Source organism: Mycobacteroides saopaulense, from assembly GCF_001456355.1.
Classification (GTDB): Bacteria; Actinomycetota; Actinomycetes; order Mycobacteriales; family Mycobacteriaceae; genus Mycobacterium; species Mycobacterium saopaulense.
Genome location: NZ_CP010271.1, coordinates 3,413,040 through 3,430,691 on the forward strand (window position 1 = coordinate 3,413,040; position 17,652 = coordinate 3,430,691).

Below are 17,652 nucleotides of genomic sequence, written 5' to 3' on the forward strand. Positions count from 1 at the left end.
GCGCTACTGCCCCAGCACGCGCACCGACTCGTACCGAACATCCTTGCCGGTCAACGGGTCACGGAAGGCCAGCGAGCGCGCCAGCAGCTGCAGCGGACGGGTGAAGTCGTCCGCTGCCACGTCGACCACCGCCGGATAGAGCGGATCGTTGATGATCGGGACCCCCAGGCTGTTCATGTGTACCCGAAGCTGATGTGTCTGCCCCGTGTGCGGGATGAGCCGGTATCTACCCACCGTCTCCCGCTGGTCGATCAGCTCGATATGAGTCTCGGCGTTCGCCGGCCCCGGCTCCTCGCACGCCTGAAGTATGCTGCGTCGCTTGACGATTCTGCTACGCAAGGTCAGCGGAAGCGTGATGGCCGGATCGACGGGGGCCAACGCCTCATAAGTCTTGGACACCTGGCGGTGCGCGAACAACGCGTGATACGCCGAACGCACATCGCGGCGCACCGTGAACAACAACACCCCCGCAGTGAGCCGATCGAGGCGATGCGCGGGCGCCAACTCCGGCAGGTCCAACATCTTTCGCAGCCGTACCAGCGCCGTCTCGGTGACATGGCGCCCCCGCGGCATCGTGGATAGGAAATGCGGCTTATCGACCACCAGGACGTTCTCGTCCCAGTGCAATACGTCGATGGCGAACGGGACGGGAACCTCCACGGCCGGTTCGCGATACGTGTACACCAGCGAGCCTGCCGACAACCGGGTATCGGCGGTGACGGTGGTCCCCATGGCGTCGACAACATCGCCTCGACTCACCTGATCAGCGGCCGCGGAGCCGAAACGGGAGACCAGCTCGTCCAGCACGGGTCCGTCTCCCCGGAGCCGAATGCGCACCGGGCCCAAGCCGTCTCGCACCGGTAGTGGTGGATCGGGAGCCCGTCTTCTCGGGCTCATCGTCGGCGACCTACTTCGACGGCGACAGCACGTCGGTCACCGGTTCGACGATGAACGAACGTGCTTCCGGCGCGGCCACCCGCAACGCATCCGCAGAGGCATCGTCGGGCTGGCGCTGCGAACGCACCTCGGCATCGACCCGGGCCCGGTAGGTATCCACCTCGCGGACAATGTCTTCCGCGGACCAGCCGAGCACCGGGGCCACCAACTCGGCGACCTCCTGCGCGCAGTCCACGCCGCGGTGCGGGTATTCGATGGCGATGCGCATGCGTCGGGCGAGGATGTCCTCCAGATGCAGCGCGCCCTCGGCTGCCACGGCGTAGAGCGCCTCCACCTTCAAATACATCGGCGCCTTGGCGATCGGTTGCAGCAGGCTGTGATCCGCGCCCGCACAGGCAAGCACCTCGCCGATCAGTGAGCCGTACCGGTCCAGCAGATGGCGCACCCGGTACGGATGTAGGCCATAAGTCTCACCCACGTGCTCGGTCTGGTTGATCAGCGCGAAGTACCCGTCGGCGCCTAACAGCGGCACCTTCTCGGTGATCGAGGGCGCCACGCGCGCCGGAACGAATTCGCTTGCCATATCGATGGCATCGGCCGCCATCACACGATAAGTCGTGTACTTGCCGCCCGCGATGGCCACCAGACCCGGCGCCGCCACCGCCACGGCGTGCTCACGGGAAAGCTTCGAGGTGTCGTCGTCCTCCCCGGCCAACAGCGGGCGCAGGCCCGCATACACCCCGTCGATGTCGTTGTGCGTCAAGGGCGTTGCCAGCACCGTGTTGACCTTGTCCAGGATGTAGTCGATGTCCACCTTGGTGGCCGCTGGATGCGCCAGGTCGAGGTTCCACTCGGTGTCGGTGGTCCCGATGATCCAATGGTTGCCCCATGGGATCACGAACAGCACCGATTTTTCGGTGCGCAGGATGATCGCCACCTCGCTGACGATCCTGTCCCGCGGCACCACGATATGTACGCCCTTGGACGCGGTCACCCGGAACCGGCCGCGCGTACGCGACAATGCCTGGATCTCGTCGGTCCATACTCCGGTGGCATTGACCACGACGTGCCCGCGAACTTCGGTTTCGGCGCCGTTCTCGGTGTCGCGCACCACCACTCCGATGACGCGATCGCCCTCACGCAGCAGCGAGACCACCTGTGTGGAAGCCCGGACCACCGCGCCGTAGTGTGCGGCAGTACGGGCCACGTTCATGGTGTGACGAGCGTCGTCGACCACCGTGTCGTAATAGCGGATGCCGCCGATGAGTGAGTTGCGTTTAAGTCCCGGTGCCAGCCGCAGCGCACCCGCACGGGTGAGGTGTTTTTGCGCGGGAACGGATTTCGCACCGCCCATCTGGTCGTACAGGAAGATGCCGGCAGCCACATATGGCCGCTCCCACCAGCGGTTGGTCAGCGGGAACAGGAACGGCAACGGCTTGACCAGGTGCGGCGCCAGTGTCGACAGGGACAACTCCCGCTCACGCAATGCTTCCTGAACCAAACCGAACTCGAGCTGTTCCAGATAGCGCAGGCCGCCGTGGAACATTTTCGAGGAGCGGCTCGACGTTCCCGATGCGAAGTCACGCGCCTCGACCAGGGCGACCTTGAGCCCGCGCGTGGCCGCGTCGAGGGCCGATCCGGCGCCGACGACCCCGCCGCCGATGACGATGACGTCGAACTGCTCGGATCCCAGGCGCTCCCAGTTCAGCGAACGTGCCTGCGGTCCAAGGAACGTGTACGTAGGTCCACTCGATCCCGACGGGCTGGTTGCGTCACTCACGACTACTCCCTTCCACGCCCATTACCGGGCCCCGGAGTTCCTTCCAGTGAGCCACGTTACCGGCCAGTAGCGCTCCCGTCAGTGACGCACGCCGCTATCGCGCAAATCGCCGAAGGTCAGTCCAGGTCGTCGTGGGCAATCAACTGGCGCGCCGCCTCAGTCACCGAACCGGATAGGGACGGGTAGACCGACAGCGTCTGCGCCAGATCGTTCACCGAGAGCAGGTTCTGTACCGCGATGGCGATCGGCAGAATCAGTTCGGAGGCATTCGAGGCGACCACGACACCGCCGATCACCACACCGGTGGCCGGTCGGCAGAAGATCTTCACGAAACCGCGCTTGAGGCCGGACATCTTGGCACGCGGGTTCGTCTGCAGGGGCAGCGTGACCGTCCGCGCCGGCACCTCGCCATTGTCGATGGCGGCCTGGGATACGCCCACCGCGGCGATCTCGGGACGGGTAAAGACGGCCGCGGCAACAGTTTTCAGCTTGATGGGGCGCACCGCGTCGCCGAGCGCGTGATACATGGCGATGCGGCCCTGCATAGCCGCCACCGACGCCAGCGGCAGCAGGCCCGTGCAGTCGCCCGCGGCGTAGATGCCGGCCACCGAGGTGCGCGACACCCGGTCGACGGTCAGGTACCCGCCGGAGCCGAGGGTGATGCCGACCCGCTCCAGACCCAGGCCCGAGGTGTTCGGAACGGATCCGACCGTCATCAGCACATGGCTGCCCTCGACCACCCGGCCGTCGGCCATGGCAACCCGCACACCCGTGTCCGTTGTGGTGACCGAATCGGCCCGGGCATTCTTGACCAGCGTCACACCGCGCTCGGCCAGCGTGTCCTCCAGGACCAGGGCGGCATCCTCGTCCTCGTGCGGCAGCACTCGATCCCGGCTGGCCACCACGGTCACCTGAACGCCCAGCTCGGTGTAGGCGTGGACGAACTCGGCACCCGTGACACCCGACCCCACCACGACCAGGTGCTCGGGCAGTTCCTCCAGGTCATAGAGCTGGCGCCAGGTGAGGATTCGTTCGCCGTCAGGGCGCGCGTGGGGCAGCACACGCGGGCTGGCACCGGTGGCGATGAGCACCACATCGGCTTCCAGGATGGTGCTCGTCCCGTCTGATGCCGTTGCCTTGACCCGGTGAAATGCCATCCCGACCACGTGATCGACCAGCTCGGCACGTCCGGCGATCAAGCGCACCCCGGCGCTGCGCAGACGTTCGGCGATGTCGGCCGACTGCTCGGAGGCAAGGCGTTTGACGCGGCTGTGGATCTGCGGCAGCGAAATCTTGGCGTGCTCCACGTCGATGTCAAAGCCCAGGTTGGGCGCGCGCCGCAGGTCGGTGCGCACACCGGTGGACGCGATGAACGTCTTGGACGGCACACAGTCGAAGAGCACGCAGGCACCGCCGATACCGTCCGAGTCGATCACCGTGACCTCGGTGGTGCTTCGCTCGTGGGCGGCGGCCACGAGCGCCGCTTCGTATCCCGCTGGTCCTCCACCAATGATCACGATGCGCGTTGCCACGGGATCAAACCTACAAGTACCGACCCGCCGCGGCTTGCCATGGTGAAGGGAACTTGCCACCATCCCTGCCGTCAACCACAGCACGGGACCATTAGGCTTGCCCCGTGCCGCTCTACGCCGCCTATGGCTCCAACATGCATCCCGAGCAGATGTTGCAGCGCGCGCCGCACTCTCCCATGGCTGGCACCGGCTGGTTACACGGTTGGCGGCTGACCTTCGGCGGTGAGGACATCGGCTGGGAGGGTGCGCTGGCCACCGTCGTGCAGGACCCCCACTCCAAGGTTTTCGTCGTCCTCTACGACATGACCGGAGCAGACGAGAAGAATCTCGATCGCTGGGAGGGTTCGGAGCTCGGCATCCACACCAAGATCCGCTGCCGGATCGACCGCGAGTCCTCCGACACCACCACCGACCCGGTGCTGGCCTGGCTCTACGTCGTCAATGCGTACGAGGGTGGCCTACCGTCTGCCCGGTATCTCGGCGTGATGGCGGACGCAGCCGAAATTGCCGGTGCACCAGATGATTACGTACACGGCCTGCGCACCCGGGCCTCGCGCAACATAGGTCCGGGAACAGCATAACTTTCCGCCGACACTCCGGTTTCTGATGCATCGGCCGGGTGGCCGACTCCAGACATGACGTATCGCGGAAAAGGGTTCTAGAGTGCGCTTTGTTCGACGAGATTGACCAGCGTCCGCACCCCGACACCCAGTGCCCGTTCGTCGATGTCGAAGTTGGGCTGGTGGATATCGAGCTGGGGACCCGATCCCGACCAAACACCCAATCGTGCCATCGCGCCTGGCACCTCTTCCAGGTACCAGGAGAAATCCTCGCCACCGCCGGACTGCGTGGTCTCTGCGAGTGCGTCCAGCCCGATGTCCTGAATCGCGCGCACGAAGATGTGCGTCGAGTCGGCCTCGTTGATGACCGGCGGAACACCGCGCCGATAGTTGAGGGTGTAGTCGATGCGCAACGGTGCCAGCAGCCCCTGGATCACATCGCGCACGGTGTCCTCCAGCGTGATCCACACGTCACGGCTGCCGGTGCGCACCGTGCCCGCCAGCGAACCGATCTGCGGGATGGCGTTGGCGGCCTGACCCGCGTTGACGGCACCCCACACCATGACGGTGCCCGCCCTCGGGTCGATGCGTCGGCTCAGCACTCCCGGCAGACCGGTGATGATGGTGCCGAGCCCGTACACCAGGTCGGCCGTCAGATGCGGCCGCGAGGTGTGCCCACCCGGGGAATGCAGCGTGACCTCGACGGTGTCCGCGGCCGAGGTGATCGCACCGGCGCGGATCGCCACCTTGCCCACCTCCAGGCGCGGATCGCAGTGCAGCGCAAAAATTCTCGTAACACCGGCCATCGCCCCGGTGGCCACCACGTCGATGGCGCCGCCGGGCATGACCTCCTCGGCGGGCTGAAAGATCAGCCGCACGCCCGAGGGCAGAGAGGGCGCCGAATTCAGGGCCATCGCCGCACCCAGCAGGATCGCGGTGTGTGCGTCGTGCCCGCAGGCATGCGCGACATTCGGCACGGTCGAGGAATAGGCCGCGCCGGTGCGTTCCTGCATCGGCAGGGCGTCCATGTCCGCGCGCAGCGCCACCCGGGGCCCGTCCTCGGGACCGAAGTCGCAGGTGACTCCGGTGCCGCCGGGCAGCACCTTCGGATTGAGTCCGGCCTCGGCCAGCCGCGCGGCGACGTACTCGGTGGTGGCGTGCTCCTGGCGCGCCAACTCGGGATGCGCGTGGATGTGACGGCGCCACTGCACCAGCGAGTCCGTGTTCTCCGCGAGCCACTGCTGCGCTACGGCGGACAGCGATGCGCTCATACCGTCACCGCCCTGCGCGCCAACCGGTCCAGCACCCTGGATCGCTCCGTCTCATCCTCGGCCAGCCGTATCACGGTGCGCGCCAACATCTTCGCTCCCTCAACCACTGCCTTGTCGGCACCCGGTTCCCGGGCCGCCTTCTCGAAATCGGGCTGATGGATGACCGCCCCGCCCGAGTCGATGCCCACAACGGGGTGGATGCCGGGCAGCACCTGCGTCACATTGCCCATATCGGTACTGCCCAGGGGCACCGAGGCCTCGAACTCGGCGGGAACCGGCGTGCGGCCGAAGGACTCCATCTCCTGGCGGAAGACCTCCACCAGCCACGGATCCGGGGTCAACTCCAGGTAGGGCGGCGAAGACTCGACGAGTTCGTGGCTGCATCCGGTCGCCAACGCGCCCGCGGCGAAGCAGGCATACACCTTCTCCTCCAGCGCGCGCAGGGAAGCCGACTCGACGGCGCGCATCGTGTACTGCATCGCCGCCCGGCCCGGGATGATGTTGGCCGCCTCTCCCCCTTCGGTGACGATGCCGTGGATCAGCTGCCCGGGAGAAAGATGCTGACGCAGCAGACCGATCGATACCTGGGCGACGGTGACCGCGTCGGCGGCGTTGATTCCGAGGTGCGGCGCGACCGCGGCGTGCGACTCCTTGCCGTGATAGGTGACCATCACATCGGTCAGCGCGAGCGAGCGGGCACCGGCGATATCGATCGGCCCGGGGTGCAGCATCACCGCCGTCGCGATGTCGTCGAAGGCGCCCGCCTTGAGGAGAAGTGCCTTGCCGCCGCCGTACTCCTCGGCCGGCGTACCGATAACCACCACGGTGAGTCCGAGGGCATCGGCGACTTCGGCGAGCCCCAGCCCGGTGCCCACCGCGGAGGCCGCGATGATGTTGTGCCCGCAGGCGTGGCCGATCCCGGGCAACGCGTCGTACTCGGCGCAAACACCGATGACCAGCGGTCCGTCGCCGTAGGTGGCGCGAAATGCGGTGTCCATACCGCCCTGACCGGTGACGATCTCGAATCCACGCTCGGCGAGCAGGCGCTGGGTCTTCAGGGCACTGCGAACCTCGTGGAACGCCAGCTCGGGCTCGGCGTGGATGTCGTGCGACAACGCCACCAGATCCGTCGCTGCGGTATCGACGACAGCGCAGGCGGCCTCGGCATGCGCGGCGGACGACGCTCCGGTGGTCAAGGGCATTAGATGAGTATCCCATCATGGCTAGGCTCCGTAGCTGTGACCGATGAGCGGCTTACGCGAAGAGGCGACAACACCGATGAGCCTCTGGCTCCGGACAACGCAGCGGCTCTCGCGGCCGCGGAGATCGCGACCCGCACCGGTGTCGCGGCCCACCGTGTCGCGGTGGTTCTCGGGTCGGGCTGGGCCCCGGCCGCCGCGGAACTCGGAGATCCCACCTCCACGATTCCGATGGCCGAGCTACCGGGATTCAGTCCACCGAGTGCGGCCGGACACGGCGGTTCGGTGCTGTCTGTGCCGATCGCCGGATCCAGCACGGACCGGATGCTGGTGCTGCTGGGCAGGATCCACGCCTACGAGGGACACGACCTGCGCCACGTCGTCCACCCCGTGCGCACGGCGTGCGCCGCCGGTGCGCGGACGGTCATCCTGACCAACGCCGCCGGGGGGCTGCGCGAGGAGTACGTCGTGGGCCAACCGGTGCTCATCGGCGACCATCTCAACCTGACGGCCCGATCGCCGCTGGTCGGCGCGCAGTTCGTCGACCTCGTCGAGGCGTACTCGCCGCGATTACGAGCGCTGGCCCGCGAGATCGATGCCGACCTCGCCGAGGGGGTGTACGCGGGCCTGCCCGGTCCGCATTACGAGACCCCCGCGGAGATCCGGATGCTGCGCATCCTGGGCGCGGACCTCGTGGGCATGTCGACGGTGCACGAAACCATCGCGGCACGCGCAGCCGGAGCCGAGGTGCTGGGGCTGTCCCTGGTGACCAACCTCGCGGCCGGAATGACTGGGGAATCCCTCAACCATGAGGAGGTGCTGGCCGCCGGACGGGCGTCGGCAACCCGCATGGGCCACCTTCTGAGCTCGGTGATTGGTCGGTTATGACTGAGTCTTCCCTGGCGGCGCAGACGATTCAGAACTGGATCGACCACGACCCGGACCCCGAAACCGCCGCGGAGTTGCGCGCCTGTTCCGAAGAGGAGCTAGCGCAGCGCTTCTCCGAACCGTTGGTGTTCGGCACGGCCGGCCTGCGCGGCCCCGTGCGGGGCGGCCCCAACGGGATGAACCTGGCCGTGGTGCTGCGCACCACCTGTGCGGTGGCCAAGGTACTCAAAGACAGGTGCCTGGGCGGCTCGACCGTGGTGGTGGGGCGCGACGCCCGGCACGGGTCCGAGAAGTTCGCGCAGGGTGCGGCCGAAGTCCTGGCGGCCGAAGGGTTCAAGGTCATCCTGTTGCCTCGCCCATTACCGACGCCGGTACTGGCCTTCGCGGTGCGACATGTCGATGCGGCGGCCGGCATACAAATCACCGCATCCCACAACCCGCCCGCCGACAACGGATACAAGGTGTACTGGTCGGGCGGCGCGCAGATCATCTCACCCACCGATCGCGATATCGAATCAACAACAACCGCAGTGCCTTTCGCCGACCAGATTCCCCGAACTCCCGTGACCCCCGCCGATGACTCGCTGGTCGATGCCTACATCCAACGTGCCGCAACCGTGCGCCGCGGCTCCGGAGGTCTGCGTGTGGCTCTCACCGCGCTGCACGGAGTCGGCGGAGCCACCGCGCTGGCCGCCCTCAACGCAGCGGGTATCACCGACATCCACGTGGTCGAGGATCAATTCCAACCCGATCCGGACTTCCCCACCGTCGCGTTTCCCAATCCGGAAGAGCCGGGAGCCTCCGATGCGGTGTTGGCCCGGGCGGCCGAGGTCGACGCGGATCTGGCCATCGCGCTCGATCCGGATGCGGACCGGTGTGCCATCGGCGTCCCCACCACGACCGGCTGGCGCATGCTATCCGGCGACGAAACCGGTTGGCTGTTGGGCGATTACATCCTCTCTACACAGCCACCTTCATCCACGCCGCCGGTGGTGGCCAGCACGGTGGTCTCCTCCCGCATGCTGGCACGCATCGCGGCCTCGCTCGGCGCCCGGCATGTGGAGACCCTCACAGGGTTCAAATGGCTGGTCCGGGCAGCAGATTTCGACCTCGTCTATGCATACGAGGAAGCCATCGGGCATTGCGTGGACCCGGCGGCCGTACGCGACAAGGACGGTATCTCCGCGGCGATACTCGCCTGCGACCTGGTGACGCACCTGCGCGAGCTCGGCACCACCGTGGAGGAAAAACTCGAGAATCTGGCGATCCGGCATGGGATCCACGTGACCTCGCAGGTGTCTCGGCGCACGGAATCAGTCGACGAGATCGCGGCGATGATGACTCGCCTACGCCAGAACCTGCCCGCGGCGTTGTCGGGATTCCCGGTCACTGCAGAAGATCTACTGCAGCAGCGCGGTCAACAGCGCACCGATGCGGTGATTCTGTCCGGTGAGATCGGCGGATCGTCCATCCGGCTGGTCATCCGCCCGTCGGGAACTGAGCCGAAGGTCAAGTGCTACATCGAGGTTCGCGAACCCGTGATCACCGACGCCACTGTCGCACGGATCTGGGCGGGCGTGGTGGTCTCCGAGTTGGAGGCATACGCCCACAATATTTAGTGGGCAGAGTTACCTGGGACCGAATTGGCGGTCGCCCGCATCGCCCAGACCGGGCACGATGTAGGCGTCCTCGTTGAGGCCCTCGTCGATCGTGGCCGTAAACAGACGCACCGACGCCGTCCGGCCGTACCGCGCGGAACACTCCTGAACCGCCGCAACCCCCTGCGGCGCCGCGACCACACACAAAATGGTGATGTCGACAGCTCCCCGCGCACGCAACAGATCGAGCGTGTAAACCATCGAACCCCCGGTGGCAAGCATCGGATCCAGGACGAACACCGGCTGCGTGGACAGGTCGGCCGGCAGGGACTCCAGGTAAGGAGTGGGTTGCCACGTCTCTTCGTCGCGAGCCATTCCCACGAATCCGACCCGCGCCTCGGGGATGAGTGCGTGCGCCTGATCCACCATGCCCAGCCCCGCCCGAAGAACCGGAACCAGCAACGGAGGGCTGGCCAAGCGGAAACCCGCCGTCTCGGCGACCGGGGTGCGCACCACCGACGACTCCACCGGAGCCGACCGAGTCGCCTCGTAGACGAGCATCAGCGTCAGATCCCGCAGCGCAGCGCGGAAAGCCGCGTTATCGGTGCCGGCATCACGCAGAGTGGTCAACCGGGCCGCGGCAAGCGGGTGCTCGACTACGTCCACATGCATGAAGAAACCCTAAGGCAGCAAGCACGAATCCCCACGTTCCCAGGTGTGACGGGCGTCACTCTCTTCGTGACAGGGCGTTGTGCATCGGTACCGTTCCTGGCAAAGCCGATCCAGCTATGCTGAACAGGTAATACGACGGGGTGGCCACGTTGCCAAAAAATCTTTCAAAAAATTTGAGAAAGATGGAACCGAATCGCGACTACCCCCGTCGTATCCAATTACAAGGCAGAAACTGCCCGAAACCGGGTGAGTAGCCGACCACCGAAGAGATGGAGGGGACATGGCAGACGGATTAGCAGCCGACACAGACATTCTGCGTGGCGTTGGCGGAGCTCAGCTGGGGATGGGCGGAACGCTCGCCGCCGTGGGCACCGCAGTCAGCATTTTTCCGGTCGCCGCACTGGCGCCGATCTTCGGTCCGATTGGCGCGCACTACCTCGGCGCATTCGCCGCGACCTCCGCCAAGCAAGGGATGGACGTCGGTCAGCTCGCCATGAGCGTCACCGAGTCCGGTGTCACCACCAATGTGGCGAGCAAGGGCTACGACGACGATGACGACAACATCGGCAAGAACATCAGCGCCACCGTCGAGGGAATCGAGGCGTAACCATGGTTGAGACAAGCCCAATCTCGCCCAGCCGTTTGTCCGAGGCTGTCAATACGAACTACCCGAGCTTCGAGAACAACCCGTTCTCCGCGGGGCTGATCGGGCCGGCCATGGACATGGCAGGCACCGTCGGTAACGGCCAGTTCAAAGAGGGCCAGGACCCCAGCAAGATGCTGGAGGGTGGCATGCAGGTGATGCAGCAGGTCATGCAGCAGGGCATGCAGGCGGGAAGCCAACTCATCGGCACCTTCGCCGGTGCAGCGGCCCAGGCTCTGGGACAGTTCGCCGGCATGGCCGGACAGGCGCTCAGCAGCATGGCCACCCGCAGCGGCGCCATGGGCGCCAATGTCGGACAGGCATCCGAGTCCACCTCGCGGGCCAGCGCCCTGATCGGTGAAGCCCTCCAGGAGTTCCAACACACGTCCGAGGCGTTGACACCGTTGCTCTGGGTTCCGGGTGTTGCCGCGGAGCTGGCGGAAGCCGCCAGCCGCTGCACAGCGCGAGTCGCCGAGCACACCGCGCAGCTTGAAGGAGAACTGGCCGGACAAGCCGGCGAACTCACCGGCATGGCGGGTGCCGACATGGGCAACCCGTCCACCCCCGCCTCCGGGAGTGTCCAGCCCGCGATGTCGGCCATGCAGGGCGGCCTCCAGGCCGGCACTCAGGCGATGTCCGGTGTCGCGAGCGGTGTCACCCAGACCATGAGCTCCATGGGTCAGGGCCTCGGCCAGATCCCCCAGGCCCTGACCGGCCTGCTCAGCGGTGGCGGCAGCGGTTCTGCCAGTGCGCTGGCGGGTGGCTCGGGCATGAGCGGCATCGCTGCCGGTGCGCTGGCCAACCCGTTCGGTGCGGGTAGCGGACACGCCTCCAGCACCGCGGGCGGCACCTCCTCCGGACTGGGCAGCTCCAACGCCAGTGCTGCCAAGATGCTGCTTGACCCACGCAGCATGGGCAAGGGCGCGCAGCTGTTCCTCCCGGATGGCAGCACCAGCCAGGCCCCGAACGCCGCCGCGGCGGAAGCCGTGCGCAAGGCGCTCAGCCAGGTCGGTGTGCCCTACGAGTGGGGTGGCACCAAGCCCGGTGTCGGTCTGGACTGCAGTGGCTTGACCCAGTGGGCCTATGGCGAGTCCGGCGTCGACATCCCCCGCCTCGCGCAGGAGCAGGGCGTGGGCATCAAGGTGGACCAAGGATCTGTCATGCCAGGTGACCTTGCGGTGTGGGATGGCCACGTCGCCATGGTGATCGGCAACGGCATGATGGTCGAGGCCGGTGATCCGGTGCAGATCTCCCCGATCCGCACCACCAACGCCGGGCAGGGATTCCATGGATTCTACCGACCCACTTCCTAGTTCAGGAGTGCCGCGGCCCGAGCCGCGTGCGAGCATCGATATGACCAATCGTGCTCGCACGCTGCGGGTCAAGGTTTCAGAATTCGGGCTGCCGCTTGAGGTTCACATCGAACCCGACATGCTCAGTCGCGGCGCGTCGGCACTGGCACAGGAGATCAAGAACCTGTGCGAACTCGGTGCTGCGCGCTGCGGCGCAGCACGGCGCGAGGAGCTTGCCGAAAGCGGCATCCCCGACTACCTCCTCGACAAGATCGGTCTGGCGACGCCCGCCCAAGTCGCCGACATCGAGCTGCGGCAGTCCGAAGAGCAGATGGAACGGAGATCCTGATGACCGAGCCTGACCTCACCTTCTTCCGGGCACTCGAACAGCAGTACCAAGAGACCATGACGCGGGCCCGTGCCGGGGGCCACATTCTGAACAGCGCCGTCGAGGAGTTGAAAGGCCTTCGCGGATGGGCTCGTTCGGCGCAGGGGCATGTCGAGGCGGAAGCCAACGGCAATGGTGCGCTGACCAACCTGCGACTGGACGATTCGGTCACCAAGCTGTCGCCGAAGATCGTCGGGCAGATCGTGGTGGCCACCGCAGCCGCGGCCGCGGGTCAGGCATTCGATCACCGTGAACGCGTGCTGGCGCAACTCCTGGTGGATTTGAAGAATCCGCAGCCGTAACCCATTTCGGGCTACAGACTCGCGCGGTCGCGATGTGAATCGGTAAGAAACACTGTGTTTTTGGCGTCGCGCCAGTCGTGACCAAGTTGACCGTCGCGATACGTGTACGGTGCCAAACCTGCTGGCTGCAATAGCGAAATCACCTCATCGGACGGGGTCTCGATGATCATCACCGGCCGCGACGCGGTGATGGTGGCGAGGCCTCCACGGATCACCGCGGCCTCCATCCCCTGCACATCGATCTTGATCACCTGAGGATCCAGGCCGAAGTCGTCGAGCCGGCGAACCGGCACCGGGTGGCGTTCGATCGTCAACTTGGATTCGTCGAATCCCGCCATGGTCTCCGGGTTGAGCCAACCGCGCGCTTCCTTTTCGTCAAGCGAGGCCAGACCGTCGTAGACGAAGCTGCGGTATCGCGGAACAAAGAGGTCAAAGGTACCGTCCGCATCGGAGAGCCCGCAGCCGTGTACGCGCACGGCATCACTTTCGTATCTGCGCTTAAGCCGTTGGGCAAGAACGGCATTGGGCTCGAAGCTGACAATCAGCTCCGGCGATGCCGTGCGTTGCAGCGCACAAATGCTCTGCCCCCAATTGCCTCCGATATCGACCGCCTGCGATATGGGTCCGATCCGGCTCAGCAGGTGGAATTCGGGGTCGATGCGCCATCCGAACAGACGGGTGCCCATGTTGTATGCACCGAATTTGAGAGGCCGCAGGAACGGCAGATAGGTTTGCGCCAATCTCAGCGCTGGCATGCCCACGTGGGCACCCTAGTCGAACCTCGATGCCCCGCCGCACCAACAGCCGGGTACCCGGACCAGTGTCTTGAGGTGCGTCGCGAATCTTCTAGAGCCGCAGTCGCACCTACCGACCCCTCGTATGCGCATCAGTAGGTGCTCGCGGCGACCAAGACGATGCGCTTGTTTGCGGCCGGGTGGCCGCGGACATAGCGCATCCACACTGCGGGCACGGCCCGAAGACACAGGGTCCGTACTTAGCCCGCCGATCGCGGGAGCGAGCCGAAAATATCGCGTCTGACCTGCTCTTCGCAACCTTTTCGGGATACTCGACACAATGCTGCACACCCTCGGCAAACCGATTGCCGCGCACACGCCGCTGATAGCATCCGAATGTGGCACGCGAGTGGCTTCTCCTGGAAACCCTCGGCAACGAGCCAACGGTGATTGCCTCGGGCAATCAGCCGCGGAACATGGTTCCGCTCAGCGCATTCCTTCGCCGCAATCGGAACCTCGGCCTGATTCGCAGGGTTATCGCCGCGGCGACAAAGGCAAACAAGGCAGCCACCATCGGTCCACCTGATTCGGACTCGGTGATCGACGTACGTCCCGTCGCCATGCCCGACGGGCGAGTGCACGGGGTATGGCTTTGGGCAGGAGCAACGCACCCACCCGCCGATCCTCCCGCCGAGGGCGGTGCGGTGGTCCTCAACGCCGATACCGGGGCCCTGCACATGAGCGACGGTGCCGCCCTGGCCATGGGGATGGGCGCCAACGAGCCGCACGCCGAAATCAGCATGCCCGAGCTGTACCGCTATCTCTCGCCCAACCCGGGCGAAACGGACGTCCTGGGGCTCATCGTCACCGCGACGGAAGGCATGACGTACAGCGCCACGTGGCCCGGCGTGGACAGCGACGGCACTCCCACGCTGTGTCACTTCGCAAGCCGACTAGTTCTAGAACCCAACGGGGACGGTGTCCCCGAGCGCCTGGGGCGCGCGATCAACCTCCGCGTGGGCAGGCCAGCACCGCCGGTTCCCCTACTGGAGCAACAGGTCCTGGAGGCCGCCGCCGAACCGGGCGCCTATCGTGCGTTGGTCATGATCGCGTCGCGCAAGTTGATCAAATGGATCGATCCGCCCGCCCCGGAATGGCATTGGGAGTTCGATCCCTTGGGCCGCCCCAAGATTCACCCGGACGACCAAGCGAATCTGAACTTCATGATCGATAATTCCGTGTTCGGCACCACCGAGGCGGTGATCAGGTTTCGCTGCCATGACGACAGCTGGGAATCGTTGCACTGCTCCACCCAAGTGGTCCGGCTCAACGAGAACGCGACCGTCGCACTCGTCACCCATCGGCGTCGCTAGCCGCCCCATCCAGGGTGGGACGAGGCCCCGCGAGTTCGCCCAAAATTGCTAACATCCGCGGATGTCGCGCGATTGGATGCTGCTAGAGACCTTGGGCGAGGAACCCACGGTGATAGCCATCGGATTGCAGGCACGCAACATGGCGCCGCTCGAATCCGTGCTGCGCCGCAATCGACACCGGCCCCTGATCGAGGCGGCGATCGCCGACTGCCGACGCACGGGTGAGGCCACGGTGGCCTTCACACCAGCACGCGACCGCGTGGTGCACGTGCATCCGATATCCATGGGGCGCGCGCATATCCACGGCGTCCAGGTGTGGTTCGGACCGGCAGACGCCGAGCCGCCCCGACGGCCCGTCGCCGGGGCGTGCCTGGGCAACCTGGATACATCGATCACGACGCTCACCCCGGGGTACTTCGAGGTGATGGGTTTCGATCCGCACAACAGATCCGAAAAACAAGCCATTGCCGAAGGCCTTGCTCCGGTGTTGCCGAGTCCGAGCAATGCCGAATTGATGGCCAACGTGGTGAACCCCGAACTTGAGTCGACTTTTTGTGGCACATGTCTGGCCGCCGACTATCAGGGAAACACCCTGCAAGTTCACTACGCCGGACGAGCGTCCAAGGAAACCGATGCAGCGGGAGCGGTGGCCCGTATCAACCGAGTCCTGTGCACTCGCGTGGAGAACAGTCCCCACCAACCTCAAGTCGGATTGGCACAGCAGATCCTGGAGGCTGTCACCACCCCCGGCGTACACCGGTTACTGATCAATGTCGACACCTTCGCCGTCCTCAAATGGATTGACGAGCCGTTCCCCGACCTGGCGTGGCATTACGACCCCGATCGGCCCGAGAGCGTCCATCCCGAGGATGCGGCCGTGGCGAAGAACATGCGCGAGGAACTGCGGGCGGGATCAACTGCCGGAACCCTGCGGCTGCGCGCCGTTTCCGGCGGATGGCTGCGGCTGCATGCCAGCGGCACGAAATTTGCCTTGCGCGACAACGCCTTTGCCGCTCTGGTCAGGCTCACTGCAGCCCCGGAAACGGATGCCGACTCGTAGGCCGCCGCAACATGACCGGCTTGTGTTGCCACGCTCACGCCGATTCTGGCGGTGGGTCTTTCCCTCGGGCGGTGCCTTCTGGCTAGGCTTGCCGCATGGCTGCTGACATCGTTCCCATCGAACTCGGGCTCACAGAGGGTGACGTGGTCACCCTGTGGGCCCCTCGGTGGCGCGACGCCGGAGACGAGTGGGAGGCGTTCCTCGGCAAGGACGACGATCTGTATGTGTTCGAGTCGGTCGCCGATCTGGTGGCCTTCGTGCGGACCGACAACGACAACGACCTGGTCGATCACCCTGCATGGTCGACGCTCGGTGCGCTGTCGGCCGACGAGCTCGAGCCGGACGACGACAATCGCTACGACTTGATCGGCGTACCCGAGCTGGTTGCCGACAAACCCACCGAGGACGCCGTCGACACCCTGCGCGCCACCCTGGCGATCGTGGCCTCCATCGGCGCGGTCTGCGAGTTGGCACCGATCAACAAGCTCATCAACGGCAACCCGGTGCTGGGCACACTGTCGGCCGGGGCCGAAAGCTTCACGGGTAAAGATGGATTGAAGCGGTGGAACCAGATCGGTGCCATCGTCGGCAAGTCCTGGGACTCGGTGGTCGACGCCATCGACGAGATCGCCGCGACACCGGATGTCGATGAAGAGCTCTCCGCGGCAGCCGACGCCGAGCTGCTTGCCGCCGCCGAGAATGCCGTCGACAACGAGGACGACATCGAGGACGACGACGAACTGGATCTCCTCGACGAGCAGTCCGACAACGAAGCCTCCGAGGACGACGCGGACGACGCGGACGAGTCCGACGATGAAGATGAAGATGAAGACGAGGACGACGCCGAAGGCGAGGATGAGGACGCAGCGGACGACGATCTGGTTCTCGGCGGTGACGAAGATTTCTGGCTGGAGGTCGGTATCGACCCGATCCAGATGATCACCAACTCGGGAACGTTCTACACGCTGCGCTGCTACCTCAACGACGAGCCGATCTTCTTGGGGCGCAACGGAAGAATCAGCGTGTTCGGCTCCGAGCGGGCACTGGCCCGATACCTTGCAGACGAGCACGATCACGACCTCGCCGACCTGAGCACCTATGACGACATCCGTACCGCCGCCACCGACGGCTCGCTGCGGATCGACATCACCGACGACAACATCTACGTGTTCACCGGACTCGCCGACGACCTGGAAGACGGCATCGACGAGGTGGACCGCGACCAGCTGGAGCTGGCGGTGGAGCTGCTCACCGACGTCGCCGAATACTCCGAGGACGACAGCGTCGACGCGGAGTTGGACAGCGATACCCCGCTGGGCAAGTTGGTCGGGCATCTCCTCGAACCGGACAAGCACGACGAGCCACAGGGCCCGTTCGCGGATGCCGCCGAACGCTGGCGGAATCTGGAGCGCGCGATGGAGGCACGGCTGCGGCGCGAGTAGTGCCGCCGGCCGTCGCCCACA

At 65.8% G+C, this 17,652-nt stretch carries 17 protein-coding genes; 10 read left to right on the forward strand and 7 right to left on the reverse strand.

Going from position 1 to position 17,652, the window contains the following annotated elements; translation table 11 throughout:
• Positions 1-3 precede the first annotated feature (3 nt).
• From MYCSP_RS17090 to MYCSP_RS17100, 3 genes are all read right to left on the reverse strand, one after another.
• Complete coding sequence (locus MYCSP_RS17090; protein ID WP_162266253.1) at positions 4-897, reverse strand: pseudouridine synthase; 894 nt, start codon at positions 895-897, stop codon at positions 4-6.
• Between the two features lie 10 nt (positions 898-907).
• On the reverse strand, positions 908-2,677 hold the full coding sequence (locus tag MYCSP_RS17095) for a glycerol-3-phosphate dehydrogenase/oxidase (protein ID WP_083016260.1): 1,770 nt from the start codon (positions 2,675-2,677) through the stop codon (positions 908-910).
• Between the two features lie 116 nt (positions 2,678-2,793).
• A complete protein-coding gene (locus tag MYCSP_RS17100) occupies positions 2,794-4,209 on the reverse strand; it encodes an NAD(P)H-quinone dehydrogenase (RefSeq protein ID WP_083016263.1) in 1,416 nt (471 codons plus the stop codon).
• A 104-nt stretch (positions 4,210-4,313) separates the two neighbouring features.
• Here MYCSP_RS17100 and MYCSP_RS17105 point away from each other — a divergent pair, with 104 nt between their 5' ends.
• Positions 4,314-4,790, forward strand: coding sequence for a gamma-glutamylcyclotransferase (locus tag MYCSP_RS17105; RefSeq protein ID WP_070909509.1), 477 nt, complete (start codon positions 4,314-4,316; stop codon positions 4,788-4,790).
• 77 nt (positions 4,791-4,867) lie between these two features.
• Here the strand turns inward: MYCSP_RS17105 and MYCSP_RS17110 are convergent, their stop codons facing one another.
• Together MYCSP_RS17110 and MYCSP_RS17115 are read right to left on the reverse strand one after the other, a co-directional pair.
• On the reverse strand, positions 4,868-6,040 hold the full coding sequence (locus MYCSP_RS17110) for a M20 family metallopeptidase (RefSeq protein WP_070909508.1): 1,173 nt from the start codon (positions 6,038-6,040) through the stop codon (positions 4,868-4,870).
• A complete protein-coding gene (locus MYCSP_RS17115; RefSeq protein WP_083016267.1) occupies positions 6,037-7,242 on the reverse strand; it encodes a M20 family metallopeptidase in 1,206 nt (401 codons plus the stop codon). Before MYCSP_RS17115 ends, MYCSP_RS17110 begins: the two co-directional genes overlap by 4 nt.
• A gap of 3 nt (positions 7,243-7,245) precedes the next feature.
• Between MYCSP_RS17115 and MYCSP_RS17120 the strand changes: the two genes are divergently transcribed.
• Entirely contained in the window at positions 7,246-8,127 is an 882-nt protein-coding gene (locus tag MYCSP_RS17120) for a purine-nucleoside phosphorylase (protein WP_083016270.1), read from the forward strand.
• Complete coding sequence (locus MYCSP_RS17125) at positions 8,124-9,746, forward strand: phospho-sugar mutase (RefSeq protein WP_083016273.1); 1,623 nt, start codon at positions 8,124-8,126, stop codon at positions 9,744-9,746. Before MYCSP_RS17120 ends, MYCSP_RS17125 begins: the two co-directional genes overlap by 4 nt.
• A 9-nt stretch (positions 9,747-9,755) precedes the next feature.
• On the opposite strand, the gene upp is transcribed toward MYCSP_RS17125, so the two are convergent.
• Positions 9,756-10,397: a uracil phosphoribosyltransferase gene (gene upp / locus MYCSP_RS17130; protein ID WP_083016277.1), complete on the reverse strand. Its 642-nt coding sequence runs from the start codon at positions 10,395-10,397 to the stop codon at positions 9,756-9,758.
• A 280-nt stretch (positions 10,398-10,677) separates the two neighbouring features.
• On the opposite strand from upp, the gene MYCSP_RS17135 reads away from it, so the two are divergent.
• The 4 genes from MYCSP_RS17135 to MYCSP_RS17150 are packed head-to-tail and all read left to right on the forward strand — an operon-like array spanning position 10,678 to position 13,022.
• Positions 10,678-11,004 (forward strand): hypothetical protein, encoded by a 327-nt coding sequence (locus MYCSP_RS17135; RefSeq protein ID WP_083016281.1) that lies wholly within the window; start codon positions 10,678-10,680, stop codon positions 11,002-11,004.
• A 2-nt stretch (positions 11,005-11,006) separates the two neighbouring features.
• Entirely contained in the window at positions 11,007-12,353 is a 1,347-nt protein-coding gene (locus tag MYCSP_RS17140) for a C40 family peptidase (protein WP_083016284.1), read from the forward strand.
• Entirely contained in the window at positions 12,328-12,681 is a 354-nt protein-coding gene (locus MYCSP_RS17145; RefSeq protein WP_184119658.1) for a hypothetical protein, read from the forward strand. Before MYCSP_RS17140 ends, MYCSP_RS17145 begins: the two co-directional genes overlap by 26 nt.
• Positions 12,681-13,022, forward strand: a complete 342-nt coding sequence (locus MYCSP_RS17150) for a YbaB/EbfC family nucleoid-associated protein (protein WP_005056134.1) — start codon at positions 12,681-12,683, stop codon at positions 13,020-13,022. Before MYCSP_RS17145 ends, MYCSP_RS17150 begins: the two co-directional genes overlap by 1 nt.
• 11 nt (positions 13,023-13,033) lie before the next feature.
• Here MYCSP_RS17150 and MYCSP_RS17155 read toward each other — a convergent pair whose 3' ends face one another.
• A complete protein-coding gene (locus MYCSP_RS17155) occupies positions 13,034-13,777 on the reverse strand; it encodes an FkbM family methyltransferase (protein ID WP_083016291.1) in 744 nt (247 codons plus the stop codon).
• Positions 13,778-14,154: 377 nt separating this feature from the next.
• Here MYCSP_RS17155 and MYCSP_RS17160 point away from each other — a divergent pair, with 377 nt between their 5' ends.
• The 3 genes from MYCSP_RS17160 to MYCSP_RS17170 all read left to right on the forward strand — a co-directional run bounded on the left by MYCSP_RS17160 (position 14,155) and on the right by MYCSP_RS17170 (position 17,631).
• Positions 14,155-15,129, forward strand: a complete 975-nt coding sequence (locus MYCSP_RS17160; RefSeq protein WP_088414477.1) for a GAF domain-containing protein — start codon at positions 14,155-14,157, stop codon at positions 15,127-15,129.
• Between the two features lie 61 nt (positions 15,130-15,190).
• Positions 15,191-16,189 carry a GAF domain-containing protein gene (locus tag MYCSP_RS17165; protein WP_088414479.1) on the forward strand — a complete coding sequence of 333 codons (999 nt, stop codon included), beginning with the start codon at positions 15,191-15,193 and terminating at the stop codon, positions 16,187-16,189.
• A gap of 95 nt (positions 16,190-16,284) precedes the next feature.
• Positions 16,285-17,631, forward strand: a complete 1,347-nt coding sequence (locus tag MYCSP_RS17170; RefSeq protein ID WP_088414481.1) for a primosomal protein — start codon at positions 16,285-16,287, stop codon at positions 17,629-17,631.
• Positions 17,632-17,652: the final 21 nt, after the last annotated feature.